The following is a 16433-nucleotide window of genomic DNA, read 5'->3' on the forward strand; positions in this document are numbered from 1 at the left end:
TCTCCCTCGCTCCGCCGCGGCGGCAGCCAATGAACATCCTCTTCATCGAGGACGATCCGATGAATCGTCGGGTCGTGAAGGACATGCTCGACGTCGCCGGCGCGACCATGGCCGAGGCGAGCTGGGCCGAGGAGGGGTTGGCCAGGATCGACGACGAGAGTTTCGACGTGGTGCTGGTCGATCTGCGCATGCCGGGCACCGACGGCTTCGAGACGATCCGCCGCATCCGCGCGCGCGACGACGAGAAGGGCAAGCTGCCGATCATCGTCGTCACCGCCGATACTGCAGTCGACCTGCGCGAGCGTTGCCTCGGCCTCGGCGCCGACGACGTGCTGTTCAAACCGGTGGCGATGGACGCGCTGTTCGATTCGATCGGCCGCGTGCTCGCCAGCCGTGACGGCGGAGTTCTTGCTTAGTCCTCGACGATGCGGCTGTGCTTCGCGGTGTCGCGCATCTTCAGATAGGTTATCAGCGAAATCCCGATCATCGCGGTGACGTACCAGTAGAAGCCGCGCTCCCAGCCGGCATCCTTGAACCACAGGGCCACATAGGGCGCGGTGCCGCCGAAGATCGCGTTTGCAAGCGCATAAGGCAATGCGACGCCGAGCGTCCGGATATGCGCCGGAAAGAGCTCGGCCTTCACGACCGCGTTGATCGAGGTGTAGCCGCTGACGATCACCAGCGCCCCCGTCATCAGCCAGAAAGCCTGCCATGCGGTCTCGACATTTTCGAGCGCGGTGAAGATCGGCCAGGTGAACAGCACCCCCAATATGCCGAAACCCACCATCAGCGGCTTGCGCCCGATCCGGTCCGACAACGCCCCCGCGAGCGGCTGGATCGCCATGAACACGAACAGGGCCGCCGCATTGACCTGCGTCGCCGTCGCATCGGAGAAGCCTGCGGTCTTCTTGAGGAACGCGATCGGGTAGATCGTATAGGCATAGAAAGCGAGGGTGCCCCCGGCGGTCAGCAGCATCACCACCGCAGCCTCGCGCGGATGCTCGAGGAACAGTGCGGCGAAGCCGGATTTGCGCGCGGTATCCCGCTTCTCGAAACTTTCCGTCTCGGCAAGCCGCCGGCGCAGCCAGAATACGATCACTGCCAATACGCCGCCGACGGCGAAGGGAATACGCCAGCCCCATTGCTTGAGATCGGCCTCGGGCATCGAGGCCTGCAGCACGAGCAGCACGACCAGTGCGGTGAGCTGGCCCGAGATCAGCGTGACATATTGGAAGCTCGAGAAGAAGCCGCGGTGCCGCTTGCCCGCCATCTCCGAGAGATAGGTCGTGCTTGCGCCATATTCGCCGCCAAGCGACAGGCCCTGGATCAACCGCGCGACGACCAGCGAGACCGTGGCCAGAGAGCCGATCGCCGCATAGCCCGGCGTAAGCGCGATCATCAGCGATCCGATGCACATCAAGGTCACTGAGAGCGTCAGTCCCGCCTTGCGGCCGTGGCGATCGCCATAGACCCCCATCAACCAGCCGCCGATCGGCCGCATGAAGAAGCCCACGGCAAACACTGCCCAGGCGTTCAGGTCCTTCGATGCGTCGTCGGGGAAGAAATGCGGCGCCAGATAGGTGGCGAGCACCGCATAGGCATACCAGTCATACCATTCGACGAGATTGCCGGCCGAGCCGCCGAGGATCGATCGCAGGCGGTGCCGCGCAGGGAAGGGGATGCCATCGCCGCGCACTATAACGGCGCCCCGCGCGTCGGGAAGTGGCGCGGTGGTGGCCGCTTCGGTCCAACGGGCGACTGGACCAAAACAGCGCGGTCGCCCGCTTGATCATCCAAGGCTGACCCGCCGCCGGATCCCTTAACAAAACCAAAGGCAATGGTGCCGCTAAAACCTGACGTCCTCTCTATTTCTTAGCCTGAGCGAGAGTTTTCCGGCCTTGAGAGGGCCTTCGGGCTAGGAGCTGGAACATGAAGAGTCGCGGTATACAGACGAGCAGATCGCCTTCGCGCTGAAGCGGGCGGAGACGGGCGCATCAATTGTGGAGGTCATCATCGTCGACGCCGGCAAGCGCTGCTAGGTCGTATCGACATTCAGGGGATTCCCAAGGGGTGAAGTGTTTGATTGATGGGCTTCCGCAGTTGCGGAGGCATTATGGGGATCAAGCGGTTCGAGTTGAGCGAAGCGCAGTGGCGTTGGATCGAGCAGGTGCTGCCAGGCAAGGCCACGGATCCAGGCCCGGAGGGCAGGTGATAACCGTTTGTTCGTGCGCAACAGGTATATCCACCACGTGCTGGATCTGCTCGGTGAGCCGTTCCACATGTTATGCTCGACGAATTTCTCGAAGCAGCTATAAGAAACTTGGCATGCTGTGTCGCATCAATAAGCGAAAACCCGAAATTGATCGGCTTACGCCGGGAAAACCATTCTATTGACGAAATTGATCGCCGATTGCCGATTTTCAAAGGTGAGAAGTGCTAGTCCACCGACCCGGATTTCGCTGCGTCCGCTGTTGACGCTGTGCAACAGGCCAATTTGTTGTATGTTCTGCCCAGGAACTTCGACCACACTTGCCAACATCTGCCAATCGCTGTCGAGCAAAGTTGCCGTGCCCGAAGCCCCTCTGCTTCCGTTCAATTGGAGATGAACTGGAGATCCCGACATCAATCTAGCAATGTACAATATCACGATCCAGCTGGATCCGGGAATATTGAGAAGCGGCTCAGGCCAGAGCTGCTGCTCTGCCTGAACCGTAATCTGCTGTGATCTTGTGACACCCGGTAACGCGGCGTCACCGTCCACTGCGCGGCTGATCTGCGGCACGGTCCCGGTAAATGGTCGAGTGGTGGAACCGTCCCAAAGTTGAAGAACATGTTCTCGCGCTAATGGAGCCCGTGCGGTCGGAAGAGGCATGCGAAACCAAGGCGTACGGAGCCCCTGTGCACCGGTTGGTCCAAATATACTTCGACACAAGCCAGGGTGAGATCCCTGTAACAGCCGTGCTTCCCAGTGAAATAATTGCGAACTGCTGTCCATATCCACAGTGTTCAGAGAATCTAGGCTGCACCCTCGAGTGGAGACTTGGGTTCCACGTAGCACCATATTGCCTACAGGTGTGTCTTCAAAAATAATCGGGGAGCTGCAGTTTGAGGCATGGAGGAACGAGGCGCGCGGGTGCCTTACCCCTCCACCTCGATATCTTGGCCTTGTGCGGTACTTTCGTTCCAGGTGCGGGCAACACGGATGCAAGGTGTACTATCGGCACCGTCGAATCCGCGAATATAGAAGGGGAATCCGGGGGCATTCTCTATTACGCAATCTTCGAAATCGATCTGACCGCCCGGTGCGTTGGTTGAATCTATATAAAACATCGCCTTGCGAAAGCCGATGAAGCGAGAGCGGCGCATTTTCACCACTCCACCATGCATTGGATCTCCGGGCGCTTGGTTGCTTCGCGTCCAGAGGTGATAGTCGGCATCAGCGAACGTGCAGTCATCGACTACGAGGCCGATGTTGCCATAGGGCCTGGCTATCGATGTGCTGAGGCCCGACCAGCCCACGCGCTGGAAAATCGTTCTGCCTACGTATTCGTCCAACCGCTTGTAGGCTTCTTCACCACACGTAAAGCCAACGCCGGAAGACTCATCTGTCCCGGAGATCGACAGATCGGAAATCTGTACTGCATCCCAACTGGCGTCGGCATAGAGCGCTCGTAGAACGGGTTGCGAGGTGGCGGGCCGCAACGTGGTGACGCCACGTCCGGCGCCCCGCAGATGCACCAGGCGCGAATTGAGCCGAAGGTTGAGCCGATAGATGCCTGGCGGAAAATACAGCGTTCCGCCCCTTGCGCTGCCAGCGCCCCATAGGCGCTCTGTATAGCTACGGTGTCGTCAGTGACGCCATTGCCGACGGCGCCTCGCGCGCGTACGTTGAGGTCAGGGTTTCCAACACACTGAGCGGCCGAGACTTCTCCATTCCAGGTCGCGCCGACTGCCGCCAGCGCACCGCCGAACAGCGCCTGGCGTCGAGTGGGGTTGAGGCGGGCCGCCTGGCCTTGTTCATGGAGCATCTGCATCTCGTCCTGTTTTGCCTCAGGACGGATAGCCGTCGTGAGCGCCTTATAAAGCCTTGTATCCCGACACCTGCGCCGGGCATGATAGGTCACACGGCGCGCGAGGAACTCGGCTACGCTGCCGTCCGCTGGCCGGTGAGCGACTTGGCTTAACGGTTTGCCGGGGAGGTTGTCGCCTGCTTGTTCGACATGTCGATGGGCACACGCGACCAGCCGGCGCGGCGAGCACCTGATCTTAGCCGTGTTCCGCAATTTTGCGCGGCACTTGTGCGAGCGGCGAGAGATGGTCAACGAGCCCGGAGCTGGGCTTGAACCCATCAACGGTTCTTTGCAGTAGCTCTCGGGCGCGCGCAGGATCGCTGGCATTGACGCTGTCGCGAAGCGCCTCAAGGTGCCTTGCGAGTTGGCTCTGCGGAAGAAATTCCTCCGTGGCTTTGCGGATGCGAGGGTGCGCGGTTTCGATGGGAGCGTCTGCAATTAGCAGTTCCTCGTATAGCTTTTCTCCCGGACGAAGGCCGATGATTTTCAGTTCGATATCGCCAAAGAGGTCGTTCTTGTCCCGAACGGTCAAACCGGAAAGTTCGATCATGTTGCGTGCCAAGTCCACGATTTTCACCGGTTCGCCCATGTCCAAAACGAATACGTCGCCGCCCGTGGCCATGGCTCCCGCCTGAATTACCAACTGCGCGGCCTCGGGAATGGTCATGAAGAAGCGCGTAATGCGCTCGTCGGTGATCGTAACGGGGCCGCCGCTCAAAATCTGTTGGCGGAACACTGGGACGACGGATCCCGACGAGCCCAGTACATTACCAAACCGGACCATGGACAAGCAGGTGGCTGAGTTGCTTTCGTTCGCCATCGCCTGGACGACCATCTCGGCAAGCCGCTTCGTCGCACCCATGATGTTTGTCGGCCGCACAGCCTTGTCGGTACTGACCAGAACAAAATGCGGAACCTTGTTGCGGACGCATTCGCGCGCAACGACCATGGTGCCGAATACGTTATTCTGAATTCCCTGAAGTAGATTATGCTCGACCAGCGGCACGTGCTTGTACGCTGCGGCATGGTAGACGCGACTGGGCTGCCAATATGAGATTATGTTCGCGATGCGTTGTTCATCCTGAACCGATCCGAGCAGCGGTACGAGTTGGGTGGTCCGTTCCCGCCCCGCTATCTGTTGATTGGTCAGAAATAGTTCTAGCTCGCGATGGATCGAGTAGAGCCCGAATTCGCTATGGTCGAGCAGAAGCAGTGCCTGTGGGCACCCGACAAGGATCTGTCTGCATAGCTCGGAGCCGATCGAACCTCCGGCGCCAGTCACCAGAATGACCTTATCTTGTATATGCTGCTCGATCACCGAGCGGTCTGGCAGAACGGGCTCGCGGCCGAGCAAGTCCTCGATTTCGAGTTCTTTCAAATTCGCCGTTCCCAGATCGCTCAGCGCAAAATCCATGAGATCGGGCAATGTTCTCACATTCACGCGCGCCGAGCGCACGGCTGCAATAATCTCGTTTCGACGGCGCTGTGTGGCCGAGGGAATCGCCAACAGTACTTCATCGATCGCCATCTGCCGGAGCAGCGCTGCCACCCCTGAGGGGAATGTACGCGAATTCCGTTAATCGACGCGCCTTGCAACTCCCGATTATCGTCCAGGAAGCCCATTACGCGCATTTCGCGGCGGCTGGTGATCGCGGCCGCCAGTTGCCGGCCCGAAACGCCAGCACCATAGATCAATACCCTCGGGACCGCCGCCTTGCCGCGTGAGTTCAGCGCTCCATGCAGGACCGCCCGCGCACCGATGCGCACCAGCGCCATGAAAATGAACAGCAGCGCCGGTTGGATAATGCCGATCGTTCGCGGGACGCCCGGAATGCTCCAAACGGTGAAAACCACGGAATAAGCTAGCGCGTACAGGAGAAGCGGAGCCACTAGGTGATTCGCCGACGCACTTTCGGCGTAGCGGAACATGGGACGGTATACGCCCATAAGGATGAAAATCGGGATGGCGAGGACCAAAGATCCTGCAACGGCATATATGGCTTCGCCCGATAGGGGCGTCCATTCATTAAGCCGAACAAAATATGCGATCCATACAGCGATGCTGCTCAGGCACGCATCAACGACCACTTGAGTTAACTGCTTCACCAATCTTGGCAATCTTACAAGCCGGTGAGCTATATCGTGAAAATTCATCAGCGCTTTCTCATCCACGTTCATCGTGGCGTTGGATCGATGACGGCATAGCCCTGGGCGGCTTGATTGGCCAGCGCATCGCCTTATGGCACGGCGCATGCCCAACCAACTTGATTCTCGCTATGGCAAACGGCTTTTCGATGTCACGCTGGCGCTTGCGCTGGCAGTTCCAGCCATCGTCCTGTGTGCGCCCATGGCCATATTGATTTGGCTGGACGATCGCGCCAATCCGCTCTTTATCCAACGCCGGCTTGGGCGTGACGGGCGCGTGTTCCAATTGGTCAAGTTGCGGACCATGCGGACGGGCACAGGCGACCGCCCATCGCATGAGGCGCTCGCGAACAGCATCACACCGCTTGGGCAGTGGCTGCGCCGCACGAAAGTCGATGAATTGCCTCAACTTTGGAATGTTCTACGTGGTGAGATGAGTTTTGTCGGCCCTCGTCCCGGCCTGCCAAGCCAGATCGAGCTGGCGCAAAGCCGGAAGCGATATGGCGTTCATCGCCTGCTTCCCGGCATTACCGGCGTTTCCCAGGTGCGGGGACTGGATATGTCGACACCCGAATTGCTTGCGGAGATAGACGCAACCTATATCGGCACCTGGTCGCTCCGGCGGGATCTGGCTTTGCTTGTGCAAACTGCGCGCGGAGGAGGGCAAGGGGACGCGGCAGCCCGCCGAATAGACCGCTAGAGACGCCCGTCCCAACCCGTCGCGCGGGTAAGCGCCTCGCGTTCCTCGCTGATTTGCTTGGCGGACACCGCACCGGGAATCAGATGATCAATGCCCGGCACCGCAATCAGGTGCGTACGACCGGTATTTGTGAGGCGCGCCAAAGCGGAGAGGCTGCCACCGCGCGCGCTGGATGGGTAGTAGATATGGCCTTGCATCGCGGCGAAGCGATTCTGATCCAGCGAAAGAATCGCGAGACACAGCTCACCAAGGTCGTCCAGGCCGAGAAAGCGACGTGGGGCCTTTGCGAGCGCGAACGGCAGAGGAATTCCGGCACGCGCGGCTCGGGCGATGTGCCCAACGGAGCCTTTTGCACCGGCCCCATATAACGGCGGCAGGCGCAGTATCGCAGCCGGCAGGCCCGGATCGGGTGCCAACGCCACAGCCTCCATCCGGCGCTTTGACAGGCCATAGAAATCGCGCGCCGATGGTTCGCGCCCAGCATAGACCGAACTCATCGCGACGAGGCGGCTGAGGTTTAGCTGCCCGGCGGCGATGCGGATGGCGTGCATGGCCTCCGACGCGGCGTCAACATTCGCTTCGGTGTAACTCTTGCGATCAGCGCGATCGGCGAAATGCAGCACGGCGTCGCAGCCGCGCAGCGCTCGGGCGAAGGCGGTCGCGTCGCTGAAATCCGGGACGCTACGGACTGGAAAACCATCGAACTCCTCGATGTCTCGACGGCTAATGCCCACGATCTCGTGGTTTGCGTGCCGCAACCGGCGGCTGACGGCCCCGCCAGCGAGGCCTGTGATCCCTGTTATCGCGACGACGCACATGCCGGCACCCTTAGGGACGGTGTGATTGCGCGGCAACATGGTGACGCTGAGATCGAGCGCGCCTCCTCTGCGATCCTCGAACTTTCACGCGGTCGCCACGACCAGAGGCACTCAGCGTTGACCGAAGCCATCTCGGCTTGATCCGAAGTCGTCCTGATGCCTCGCCCCTACCATCGGAGCTGCAGCAGCTTGAGCGGAAATCGCATCTGCACGGCCAGCAATGCCATGGGCTGTCCCATGGCGCGCAAGCTACGGGCCAACTCGGAGCTGATCCGGAGCTTCGCCTTGATGCCGTCGGTCGACACACCGCCTATCCGGAAGCTCGAGATTATCTCCGGCAACAACGCGAACGTGCTGCGTCGTTCAAGCAGCGTGCGGGCGATGATATCGAAATCGCCTGCAATCCTGAAGCTTGTGTCAAAGCCGCCGAGCTCAAGCAAAACATCGCGCCGTACGAACATAGACGGGTGGGGTGGCATCACACCGAAACGCAGCAGTATCCGATGGAAACGACGGGACGAGTAGACTCGCCCGGCGGGCGTCACCCCATCCAGGCGTACGAATTTGACATCGGCAAAGATGCAGTCCGCATTTGTTTCGGCGATCCGCGCGGCAGCCAGTGCGAGGGCGTCGGGACGAGAAAAAGTCGTCCGAATTGAGAAACAGAACATAGTCGCCTTGGGCCATATGGAGGCCTTTGTTCATTGCATCGTACAGCCCGCCGTCAGGCTCGCTGTTCCAGCGGAGCCGGCTATGTTGGTTGCTGCGCACGACATCCAGCGTTCCATCCTTGGAAGCGCCATCAATGATGATATGCTCGTAATCCTCGAACTGCTGCGATCGCACTGAAGTAAGTGTATCACCTATAGTAGATTCTGAGTTCAGCGCGACAGTAACAACCGAGAAAAGCATGGTAATGGCTACCTTTGAAGCATAGGTGCACTACGGGTTATGCACGGCAAGCACACAGGTGTTAGCCGGAGCGACGATTTCTGTCGAGCCGATGCTGCCCCGTCAGCCCCGGAGGGTGGGTTGGTAGCGCGATTCTGCGCGACCGGCTGCGTATAGCTTGCCTAGCGGCCGTCAACGATGATACCGGGTCGCCGCGGAGGGGCGGGGCTCCCTTCGCGCTGACGCCATTGGGCGCTTCGCGCGAGCGGATGGCGTCGACTCACTCCCTGTTTCTTCGAGGTTCGCTTCACTTGTCCGAAAATCCCGTTAGTGTGGTCATCATCGGCCTTGGCTACGTTGGCCTCACTCTCGGCGTGGCGCTCGCCCGCCGGAATATCCGCGTTTTTGGCATCGAGCGCAGGCCCGAGGTGGTGGAACTGACCAACTCCGGTAAAGCGCATTTTTCGGAAGTCGGACTCGATAGCGCACTCGAGAGCGTGGTCGAGAAGGGCTTGCTTACCGCGAGCACCTCGACCGCAGGAATTCCGCCTGCCGAATTTTACATCATTACTGTGGGTACGCCGCTGAATCCGGGCACTTTTCGTCCGCGCCTCGACATGATTGAGGAAGCAAGCCGCGAAGTTGCCGAGCAGCTGCCCGCCGGCGCGACGGTTATCCTCCGTTCGACGGTGCAGATCGGCACGACGCGCAATATCGTTCGCCGCGTACTCGACGAGAGCGGCAAGGTCTATAATCTCGCCATGTGCCCCGAGCGGACGCTGGAGGGGACGCGCTTCGCGAACTGGCGGTGCTGCCCCAAATCATCGGCGGCCTTACAGACCGCGCCGCCGATCGCGCCGCTTCGTTGTTCAGCCGGCTGACTCACACCATCGTCCGCGTCAGCGATCCTGAGACGGCGGAGATGATCAAGCTGATAGACAATACGTCGCGCGACGTGCGCTTCGCCTTCGCGAACGAGGTTGCGCGTGCCTGCGATGCGATGGGCATCAACGCGCAGGACGTGATCCGCTACGGCAAGCTCGGCTACCCACGCACCGATGTGGCCCTGCCTGGACCCGTGGGCGGCCCCTGTCTGAGTAAGGATCCGCACATCCTGCTGGCCTCAGTTGCAGGCAGCGGCATCGATCTGGAAATCTCGAGATCCGCACGTCTCGTGAACGAGCGCCAACCGGGAGAGACCGTGACTGCGGTGCTCGAAAAGCTGTCGGCGCAACGTCAGGACCCCTTCACCGTGGTGGTGGCGGGACTCGCATTTAAGGGCCGCCCCGAAACTGACGATCTGCGCGGCTCGATGACGCTCGACATTCTCGACCAGCTGGTCGCAAGCGGCAAATGCGGTGAACTAAGAGCATTCGACAGGGTGGTCAGTCGCCAGCAAGTAGAGGTGCTTCCTCACAGCATTACCTATTACGAGGATATTTATGCGGCTTGTGAGGGCGCTGACCTCCTGCTCATCGCGAATAATCATCCTTATTTCGCCGACCTTGACATAAGCGCGATCTACGAGCGCATGCATACCGGGGGTATTGTGTACGACTATTGGAATAGCCTCGGCCAGCAGCCGCCGGAAGTCCTCAGCGATCGATATTTTGCAATCGGCAATCTCGTCGGAAAGTTTCAATGACAAAAGTAGCGGTTACGGGTGCGGGTGGATTCATCGGCGCATATCTCACGCGGAAACTCGCCGCCCAAGGACATGAAGTCCTGGCGATCGACAATTTTGTGCGTGGTCGTCCGGCAAGACTGGAAGGTTTGTCCGACCTGGTGACCGTGCTGGATCTCGATGTACGCGATCAAGAGGCGCTGACGGTAGCGCTGCCCGGGGTCGAAGCGCTCTTCCATCTCGCCGCGGTCAATGGCACCGAGAATTTTTACAAGCGACCCCGGCTCGTCCTCGACGTCGGTGTGCGCGGCATCCTCGCGGTGGCGGAAGCCTGTATCGACGCAGGTGTTCCCGATCTCGTCGTTGCCTCGTCGGCGGAAGTCTATCAGACGCCGGCGATAGTGCCGACGCCGGAGACCATCGATATGGTGATCCCGGATTCGCTCAATCCGCGCTATTCCTATGGCGGGTCCAAACTGATTTCCGAACTCATCGCATTCAACTATTGCGGCAGCACGCTGCGCAAGGTGCAGGTGTTCCGGCCGCACAACATATATGGCCCTGACATGGGCTGGAAACATGTTATTCCGCAATTGATCGCCAAGGTGGAAGCGGCGCGCGCCAGCGGCACGAACAGCATCGAGCTGCAGGGCGACGGCAGCGAAACCCGGGCATTCTGCTTCGTTGAGGACGTCGTCAACGGTATTCTCAACATGTGGCACGCCGGCGACACAATGAATATCTATCACATCGGCTCGATGGAAGAAGTCACCATCCGCGATCTGGCGAGCCGTATCGCCGAAGCCATGGGGGCAGATATCACGCTGGTGCCGGGACCGGCAGCGGCGGGCGGAACACCGCGGCGCTGTCCGGACATCGCCAAGCTGAGCGCGCTTGGCTACGCGCCGGCGGTTTCCCTCTCGGAAGGGGTACGACGGACAGTGGAATGGTATCTCGCCAATCCTCAACCCGCCGACTCCAATTTACTTCTGTAGGGGCAGAATCCCGGTGTATCAGCTTCAGGGCAAAAGATCTTCGTTGCCGGCCACCGCGGGCTCGTCGGTAGCGCGGTCGTCCGCCGGCTTGCGCGTGAAGGTTGCGAAGTCATAACGGCGACGCGGGCAGAGGCGGATTTGCGCGACCAGCGCGCGACGCGCCTCTGGATGGAGGCACATCGGCCGGACGCGATCGTTCTCGCCGCGGCCAAGGTGGGAGGCATTCTGGCCAACGACACCTATCCCGCTGATTTTCTTTATGATAACTTGATGATCGAGGCGAACGTAATCGAGGCGGCGCATCGATGCGACGTCGAGAAGCTGCTGTTTCTGGGATCGAGCTGCATCTACCCCAAACACGCGGACCAGCCGATCATGGAGAGTGCCTTGCTGACCGGGCCGCTCGAGCCGACGAACGAGTGGTATGCAGTCGCGAAGATCGCCGGCATCAAACTGTGTCAGGCCTATCGCCGCCAGCATGGCCGCGACTTCATTTCGGCAATGCCGACGAACCTGTTCGGTCCCGGAGATAATTTCGACCTTCAGAGCAGCCATGTGCTGCCCGCGCTGATCCGCAAGGCACATGAGGCGAAGCTGACCGAGGCGAACAAAATTACCGTGTGGGGCACGGGCAGCCCCCGCCGCGAATTCCTGTTTGTGGATGACTGCGCCGACGCTTGCGTCCATCTTCTGCAGCATTATTCGGACGCCGAGCATGTCAATGTCGGTTCGGGTGAGGACATTTCGATCCTTCATCTCACCCAGCTCGTGTGCGAAGTGGTGGGTTTCAAAGGAGAGATCGTGAAGGACATCAGCAAGCCCGACGGCACGCCGCGCAAGCTGATGTCCGCCGAAAAGCTTCGTGCGACAGGCTGGGCTCCGTCCATGCCGCTGCGCAAGGGCGTTGAAGAGACATATCGTTGGTATCTCGAGCATGGCGCTGCCGCTCAGGCACCATCGGCGGCCGCCAGCGTCTGAAATCTTGTGAAGGTGGAGCCCCATCCTTCGCTGGTGGCGTTTTCGCACGACATCTTTACCGCGCAGATCGCAGGCGGCGTGACGCGCTGCATGATCGAGCTGATGCGGGCGCTGACGGAATGCGGTGAGGGCTGGTCCGCCTGGGCCGGGCGGAACGGCAACGCGATGTTGCGCGAGACTCTGGCTGAACCCTGGGCTGCGACGCGTATAAGCTCGACGGACTCGCACCCACGCGGCCGAGTCCTTGCCAGCATCATGGAAGAGCCGGGATTCGCGCGCTGGATGCGGCAGCAGCAGCCAGCCGTGCTTCATCGAACCTATTACCCGGTCAGGGATATGCTGGGGCGCAGCTTCCGTCGCGTGGAGACCTTGCACGATCTGTGGGATGAGCGGTCCGACCTGCGGCACGACAGAGGCGCTCCACTCCGAAGCTTTTTGAAGAAAAGGGCATGTCATCGTGCCGATGCCGTTGTCTGCGTGTCCGAACACACGCGCGACGAGGCGATCGCGCGCTGGCCTGAGCTTGCCGGCCGGATCAGCGTAATCCCCCATGGCGTGCGACCGCTTTCTCACGCGCCTGAGCCTGCGGGGGTAGACCGGCCCTATTTTCTATTCGTCGGCCGACGCGGATTGTACAAGAATTTCGCCGTTGCCGCCGCCGCGCTGGCGCACTCCGGGCTGCACGATCATCAGCTTTTGTGCTTCGGTGGCGACGCATTCTCAGTCGAAGAACGGTCCAGTCTGGCGCAACTCGGCCTGGCGGATCGGGTGGTGCAGGTCAGCGGGACTGACGATCGATTGGCGGGCCTGTATGCGGGCGCCTCTGCTCTGCTCTATCCATCCGCCTTCGAAGGTTTCGGACTGCCGCTTCTCGAAGCGATGGTGCACGATTGTCCGGTCATTGCCGCGCCGCTCACTTCATTGCCGGAGGTAGGCGGCGATGCCGTCGTTTACGCCGATCCAGCCCGTCCGGACGCGTGGAGCGAAGCGATGCGCGCAATCGTCGAAAACGATGATTATGCAGCGACACTGCGTGATCGGGGACGTCGGCGCGCTGCGGCCTTCAGTTGGGCCCGCTCTGCGAAGCGCCACGCCGAGCTATACCGGCAGCTCCAATAACGTATACCGCCGACGCACGGGAAAGATCAGGATTGCCGGCAATGCACAGTTCGCTCGAATCGGAAACGCTCTACCGACGGTTCGACACGCTACGATTTCCGCTTATCATACTAGTGATCTATATCCACAACGCCTCGATACAGGCGACCGCCAATGGGCAGGCGCTTTCGGTGTCTTCCTCGCCTTTCAACGAAAGCGTGATATATTTTTTCTCGCAGGGGATCGCGCGATGCGCAGTTCCGCTATTTTATCTAATGGCGGGATATCTGTTCTTCTACCGCGGTACGCAACCGAGCAGAGGGCGATGGGACAAGCTCCGATCGCGTATATATTCACTGCTGATACCTTATCTAATCTGGAACACACTCGTTCTGTTGCTGTTCTTGGCGGGGCAGTCATTACCGGCAACGGCTTCGTGGTTCAGCGGAAGCCATGCCGGCCTTTTGTCGATGAATCCGGCGGAGCTCGGATGTGAAATCATTGGCTGCAGACAATATCCGATTGCATACCAATTCTGGTTCATCCGGGATCTTATGATCCTTATCGTTTTTTCGGTGCTGATCGGCGAATGGCTTCGTCCCGCGCTTTGGGTCCTTGTGCCACTTTCCTTCCTGGCGTGGCTATTCCAATATTGGCCCGTATTAATGCCGTCGTGCGAGGCTACTTTATTTTTCCTCATAGGCGCGGGCATGGCGCGATATCGCATTTCGCCGTTCGCACTCGATCCTTGGCGCTGGCCAGCCGTGGTCCTGGCGGTGGTGGCGTTCGCACTTTCAACGGGGTTGCGTGACGCCCCGGTTTCGTGGCTGCTCCATGTGGTGGCGACGCTCGCGGGACTAGTGGCGGCACTCTCGCTCAGTGCACGAACCGGGCCGATAGGAACCGCGATGCTGAGCCTCGCCCCGACCAGCTTCTTTCTGTTCGCAGTGCATGAGCCGACGCTGCAAGTCCTGCGCAAGATTGGCCTACGCTTGTTCGCCGCAACTCCGGCAGGCGCGCTGGCCGTCTATATATTGGCACCGGTCGCTGTCGCGGCTCTTGGGTTGGCCCTATTCGCGCTACTGCAAAGAACGCTCCCGCGCATGCTCGCGATACTCGTCGGGAAAGCGGCCCGGCGCCCTGTGGTGCCCGGGTTTGCGTGCGGCTCCGAGGCGGCTGACAGCAGCGGCACTACTCAGTCGTGACCATCGCCTCCCTCTTGCGTGACCGGTCCATGTAAAGCAGCATCACGGCTGCTGCGGCAATAAACAACGAACCCGAGAAATAGCCCTGGCCGCGCACCATTAACTCGATGGATACGCCGACAATCGCGGCGCGGCCGACGACCTGGGCCGGCGCAAGGTGAAGCCTGCCAAGAGCGTACCGACGTAATGCAAGGGCGCTGAAGCCTGCGGCGAAAACATACAGCAGCATAATCAGGATTCCGATCACGCCAAGTTCGGAGACCAGCTTCGCCGCGGTGAACCCGCCGTCGCGCAGATTGGAGTCGTTCCGAAGGATGCGGTAGATCAGATCGGCCGTCGGGCTGGAAAATGGGGCGGAGCCAAGCTGGTTGAACCCGATACCCCATCCCGAAGAGCGCTGGAATGCGTCGCTCGCCAGTTCCAAGCCTTGCCGATAAACCAGCCGCGAAAGGCTTTCGACGCCATTGATGCCCTGAGCGCCGAAATCCAATCGATCCAGGTAATATTGCAGGTCCACGAAGGTCAGCATGGCGCCGCCAACGGCGGCAAATACCGCAAGTCGAAAGATCGGCAGGGTGATGAGCGCCGCCAATGTGACCGCGACCATCACGGAGAGGCTTTGCAGCATCAGCGCGAGACCACCGGCGAAGCCGAGCCAGGCGAGGGTTCGCCATCCCCGGCTCGTCACGCAGGCGTGCAGAAGGAAGGTAGAAAAGGCGATCGCGAACTGCGAGGGCTCGGTGAAAGGGAAGACGCTCTTCTCGAAACTCAGCGCGATGCTCGCACCCGGGGGCTGCAAGCGGAGAGCGCCCAGGATACCGGAAACGGCGAAGGCCAGCGTCACCCAGCCCATTGCCTGAGGCAATGCGTTTGCCGCTTCCTGCATGATGGATGCGAGCAGGTAGATGGCGATCAGCATCACTGCCAGGAATACCAGCGACTGCATCAACTGGGTAATCGGCGAAGGCACCAGGGCATGGGCAATAACACCGTGTGCGAGCAGCCCCGCGGCGGCCACGCCGATCATCGTGAGCCAGTTGATCGTCAGCGAAGGCGAAAGCACGCGAATGCCGCCAATCGCGGCTAGGCCCATCAAGATCAGGCAAACGAGCAACAACCCGACGGCATGCGACGAAACCGGGAATAAATAGAACACGGTGGCAGGTAGGAACGCTGCCATGCCGAGCGCGACAACAAGCTTGTGGAGCGCTACCGAAGAGCTCAACGAGAGCGATTCAGCGGTGGACGAATTTGTGATTGGCATAATGATTCTTGAGCTTAGCTAGCAACGCTCTAGAGGTTTGGCCGTAGATCGCAAGGAGGGATGGGCGGCCACCTCGCCCGTTCGACAAACGGCGCGATTTGCCCGACCATGCGGCCCTTTTCGCGTTGCATATGCGAGCGCCCTGAGGCACAGGGCGGCTCTCGTAGGGCGTCAGGCCTTGGCGTTGTTCGATGTAGCGGGAGGAAAAGTGAAAGCAGTTATTCTCGCGGGGGGCTAGGCACGCGCATCAGCGAAGAGACTAGCGTCCGTCCGAAGCCAATGGTTGAGATCGGCGGGAAACCTATCCTTTGGCACATCATGAAGATTTATTCCTCGCACGGCATTCGCGACTTCGTGATTTGCTGCGGCTACAAGGGATATGTCATTAAAGAGTATTTCGCGAATTACTTTTTGCACATGTCGGACGTAACGTTCGACATGGAGCATAACGAGATGCACGTGCATCATCGCAAGGCTGAGCCGTGGCGGGTGACGCTGGTTGATACTGGCGAGGAAACCATGACGGGGGGCGCCTGCGTTATGTTGCCGATTATGTTCGCGATGATCCAGCCTTCTGCCTCACCTATGGTGATGGCGTGGCAGATGTGAATATCGGCGCCTTGGTGGCGTTTCACCGGGCGCATG

17 protein-coding genes and 1 pseudogene are annotated in these 16433 nt (G+C 60.1%); 9 read left to right on the plus strand and 9 right to left on the minus strand.

Annotated elements, in window-relative coordinates; genetic code table 11:
• Window positions 1–29 precede the first annotated feature (29 nt).
• Window positions 30–416, plus strand: coding sequence for a response regulator (locus PIB19_RS22305; protein WP_271239092.1), 387 nt, complete (start codon window positions 30–32; stop codon window positions 414–416).
• Here PIB19_RS22305 and PIB19_RS22310 read toward each other — a convergent pair.
• From PIB19_RS22310 to PIB19_RS22330, 5 genes are all read right to left on the minus strand, one after another.
• The gene (locus PIB19_RS22310) at window positions 413–1696 is read right to left on the minus strand and encodes an MFS transporter (protein ID WP_271239093.1); all 1284 of its coding nucleotides are present in this window, start codon (window positions 1694–1696) and stop codon (window positions 413–415) included. The genes PIB19_RS22305 and PIB19_RS22310 overlap by 4 nt on opposite strands.
• A 672-nt stretch (window positions 1697–2368) precedes the next feature.
• Window positions 2369–2782: a hypothetical protein gene (locus tag PIB19_RS22315; RefSeq protein WP_271239094.1), complete on the minus strand. Its 414-nt coding sequence runs from the start codon at window positions 2780–2782 to the stop codon at window positions 2369–2371.
• A 356-nt stretch (window positions 2783–3138) separates the two neighbouring features.
• Window positions 3139–3702, minus strand: coding sequence for a hypothetical protein (locus PIB19_RS22320; RefSeq protein ID WP_271239095.1), 564 nt, complete (start codon window positions 3700–3702; stop codon window positions 3139–3141).
• Between the two features lie 564 nt (window positions 3703–4266).
• Complete coding sequence (locus tag PIB19_RS22325) at window positions 4267–5598, minus strand: polysaccharide biosynthesis protein (RefSeq protein WP_271239096.1); 1332 nt, start codon at window positions 5596–5598, stop codon at window positions 4267–4269.
• Window positions 5508–6248 carry a nucleoside-diphosphate sugar epimerase/dehydratase gene (locus tag PIB19_RS22330; protein WP_271239097.1) on the minus strand — a complete coding sequence of 247 codons (741 nt, stop codon included), beginning with the start codon at window positions 6246–6248 and terminating at the stop codon, window positions 5508–5510. Before PIB19_RS22330 ends, PIB19_RS22325 begins: the two co-directional genes overlap by 91 nt.
• Window positions 6249–6321: 73 nt before the next feature.
• Between PIB19_RS22330 and PIB19_RS22335 the strand changes: the two genes are divergently transcribed.
• A complete protein-coding gene (locus PIB19_RS22335; protein WP_271239098.1) occupies window positions 6322–6915 on the plus strand; it encodes a sugar transferase in 594 nt (197 codons plus the stop codon).
• Here PIB19_RS22335 and PIB19_RS22340 read toward each other — a convergent pair.
• The 3 genes and pseudogenes from PIB19_RS22340 to PIB19_RS23905 all read right to left on the minus strand — a co-directional run.
• Window positions 6912–7733 carry an NAD-dependent epimerase/dehydratase family protein gene (locus PIB19_RS22340; protein ID WP_271239099.1) on the minus strand — a complete coding sequence of 274 codons (822 nt, stop codon included), beginning with the start codon at window positions 7731–7733 and terminating at the stop codon, window positions 6912–6914. The genes PIB19_RS22335 and PIB19_RS22340 overlap by 4 nt on opposite strands.
• Window positions 7734–7900: 167 nt before the next feature.
• Window positions 7901–8404, minus strand: a complete 504-nt coding sequence (locus PIB19_RS22345; RefSeq protein ID WP_271239100.1) for a hypothetical protein — start codon at window positions 8402–8404, stop codon at window positions 7901–7903.
• Window positions 8405–8420: 16 nt separating this feature from the next.
• Window positions 8421–8645: pseudogene (locus PIB19_RS23905) on the minus strand (glycosyltransferase); the annotation flags it as partial.
• A 290-nt stretch (window positions 8646–8935) separates the two neighbouring features.
• Between PIB19_RS23905 and PIB19_RS22350 the strand changes: the two are divergent.
• From PIB19_RS22350 to PIB19_RS22375, 6 genes are read left to right on the plus strand one after another with little or no spacing between them, the layout of a single operon-like run.
• A complete protein-coding gene (locus PIB19_RS22350; RefSeq protein WP_271239101.1) occupies window positions 8936–9505 on the plus strand; it encodes a hypothetical protein in 570 nt (189 codons plus the stop codon).
• The gene (locus tag PIB19_RS22355; protein ID WP_271239102.1) at window positions 9433–10269 is read left to right on the plus strand and encodes a nucleotide sugar dehydrogenase; all 837 of its coding nucleotides are present in this window, start codon (window positions 9433–9435) and stop codon (window positions 10267–10269) included. The genes PIB19_RS22350 and PIB19_RS22355 overlap by 73 nt, the downstream gene beginning before the upstream one ends.
• Entirely contained in the window at window positions 10266–11243 is a 978-nt protein-coding gene (locus tag PIB19_RS22360) for an NAD-dependent epimerase/dehydratase family protein (protein ID WP_271239103.1), read from the plus strand. The genes PIB19_RS22355 and PIB19_RS22360 overlap by 4 nt, the downstream gene beginning before the upstream one ends.
• Before the next feature lie 36 nt (window positions 11244–11279).
• Window positions 11280–12221, plus strand: coding sequence for a GDP-L-fucose synthase (gene fcl, locus PIB19_RS22365; protein WP_271241061.1), 942 nt, complete (start codon window positions 11280–11282; stop codon window positions 12219–12221).
• 6 nt (window positions 12222–12227) lie between these two features.
• On the plus strand, window positions 12228–13340 hold the full coding sequence (locus PIB19_RS22370) for a glycosyltransferase family 4 protein (protein WP_271239104.1): 1113 nt from the start codon (window positions 12228–12230) through the stop codon (window positions 13338–13340).
• A gap of 41 nt (window positions 13341–13381) precedes the next feature.
• The gene (locus PIB19_RS22375) at window positions 13382–14524 is read left to right on the plus strand and encodes an acyltransferase family protein (RefSeq protein ID WP_271239105.1); all 1143 of its coding nucleotides are present in this window, start codon (window positions 13382–13384) and stop codon (window positions 14522–14524) included.
• Here PIB19_RS22375 and PIB19_RS22380 read toward each other — a convergent pair.
• Window positions 14511–15704: a hypothetical protein gene (locus PIB19_RS22380; protein WP_271239106.1), complete on the minus strand. Its 1194-nt coding sequence runs from the start codon at window positions 15702–15704 to the stop codon at window positions 14511–14513. The genes PIB19_RS22375 and PIB19_RS22380 overlap by 14 nt on opposite strands.
• Window positions 15705–16067: 363 nt before the next feature.
• Between PIB19_RS22380 and PIB19_RS22385 the strand changes: the two genes are divergently transcribed.
• Window positions 16068–16397, plus strand: a complete 330-nt coding sequence (locus tag PIB19_RS22385) for a hypothetical protein (RefSeq protein ID WP_271239107.1) — start codon at window positions 16068–16070, stop codon at window positions 16395–16397.
• Window positions 16398–16433: the final 36 nt, after the last annotated feature.

This window comes from Sphingomonas sp. 7/4-4, from assembly GCF_027941955.1.
Classification (GTDB): Bacteria; Pseudomonadota; Alphaproteobacteria; order Sphingomonadales; family Sphingomonadaceae; genus Sphingomonas.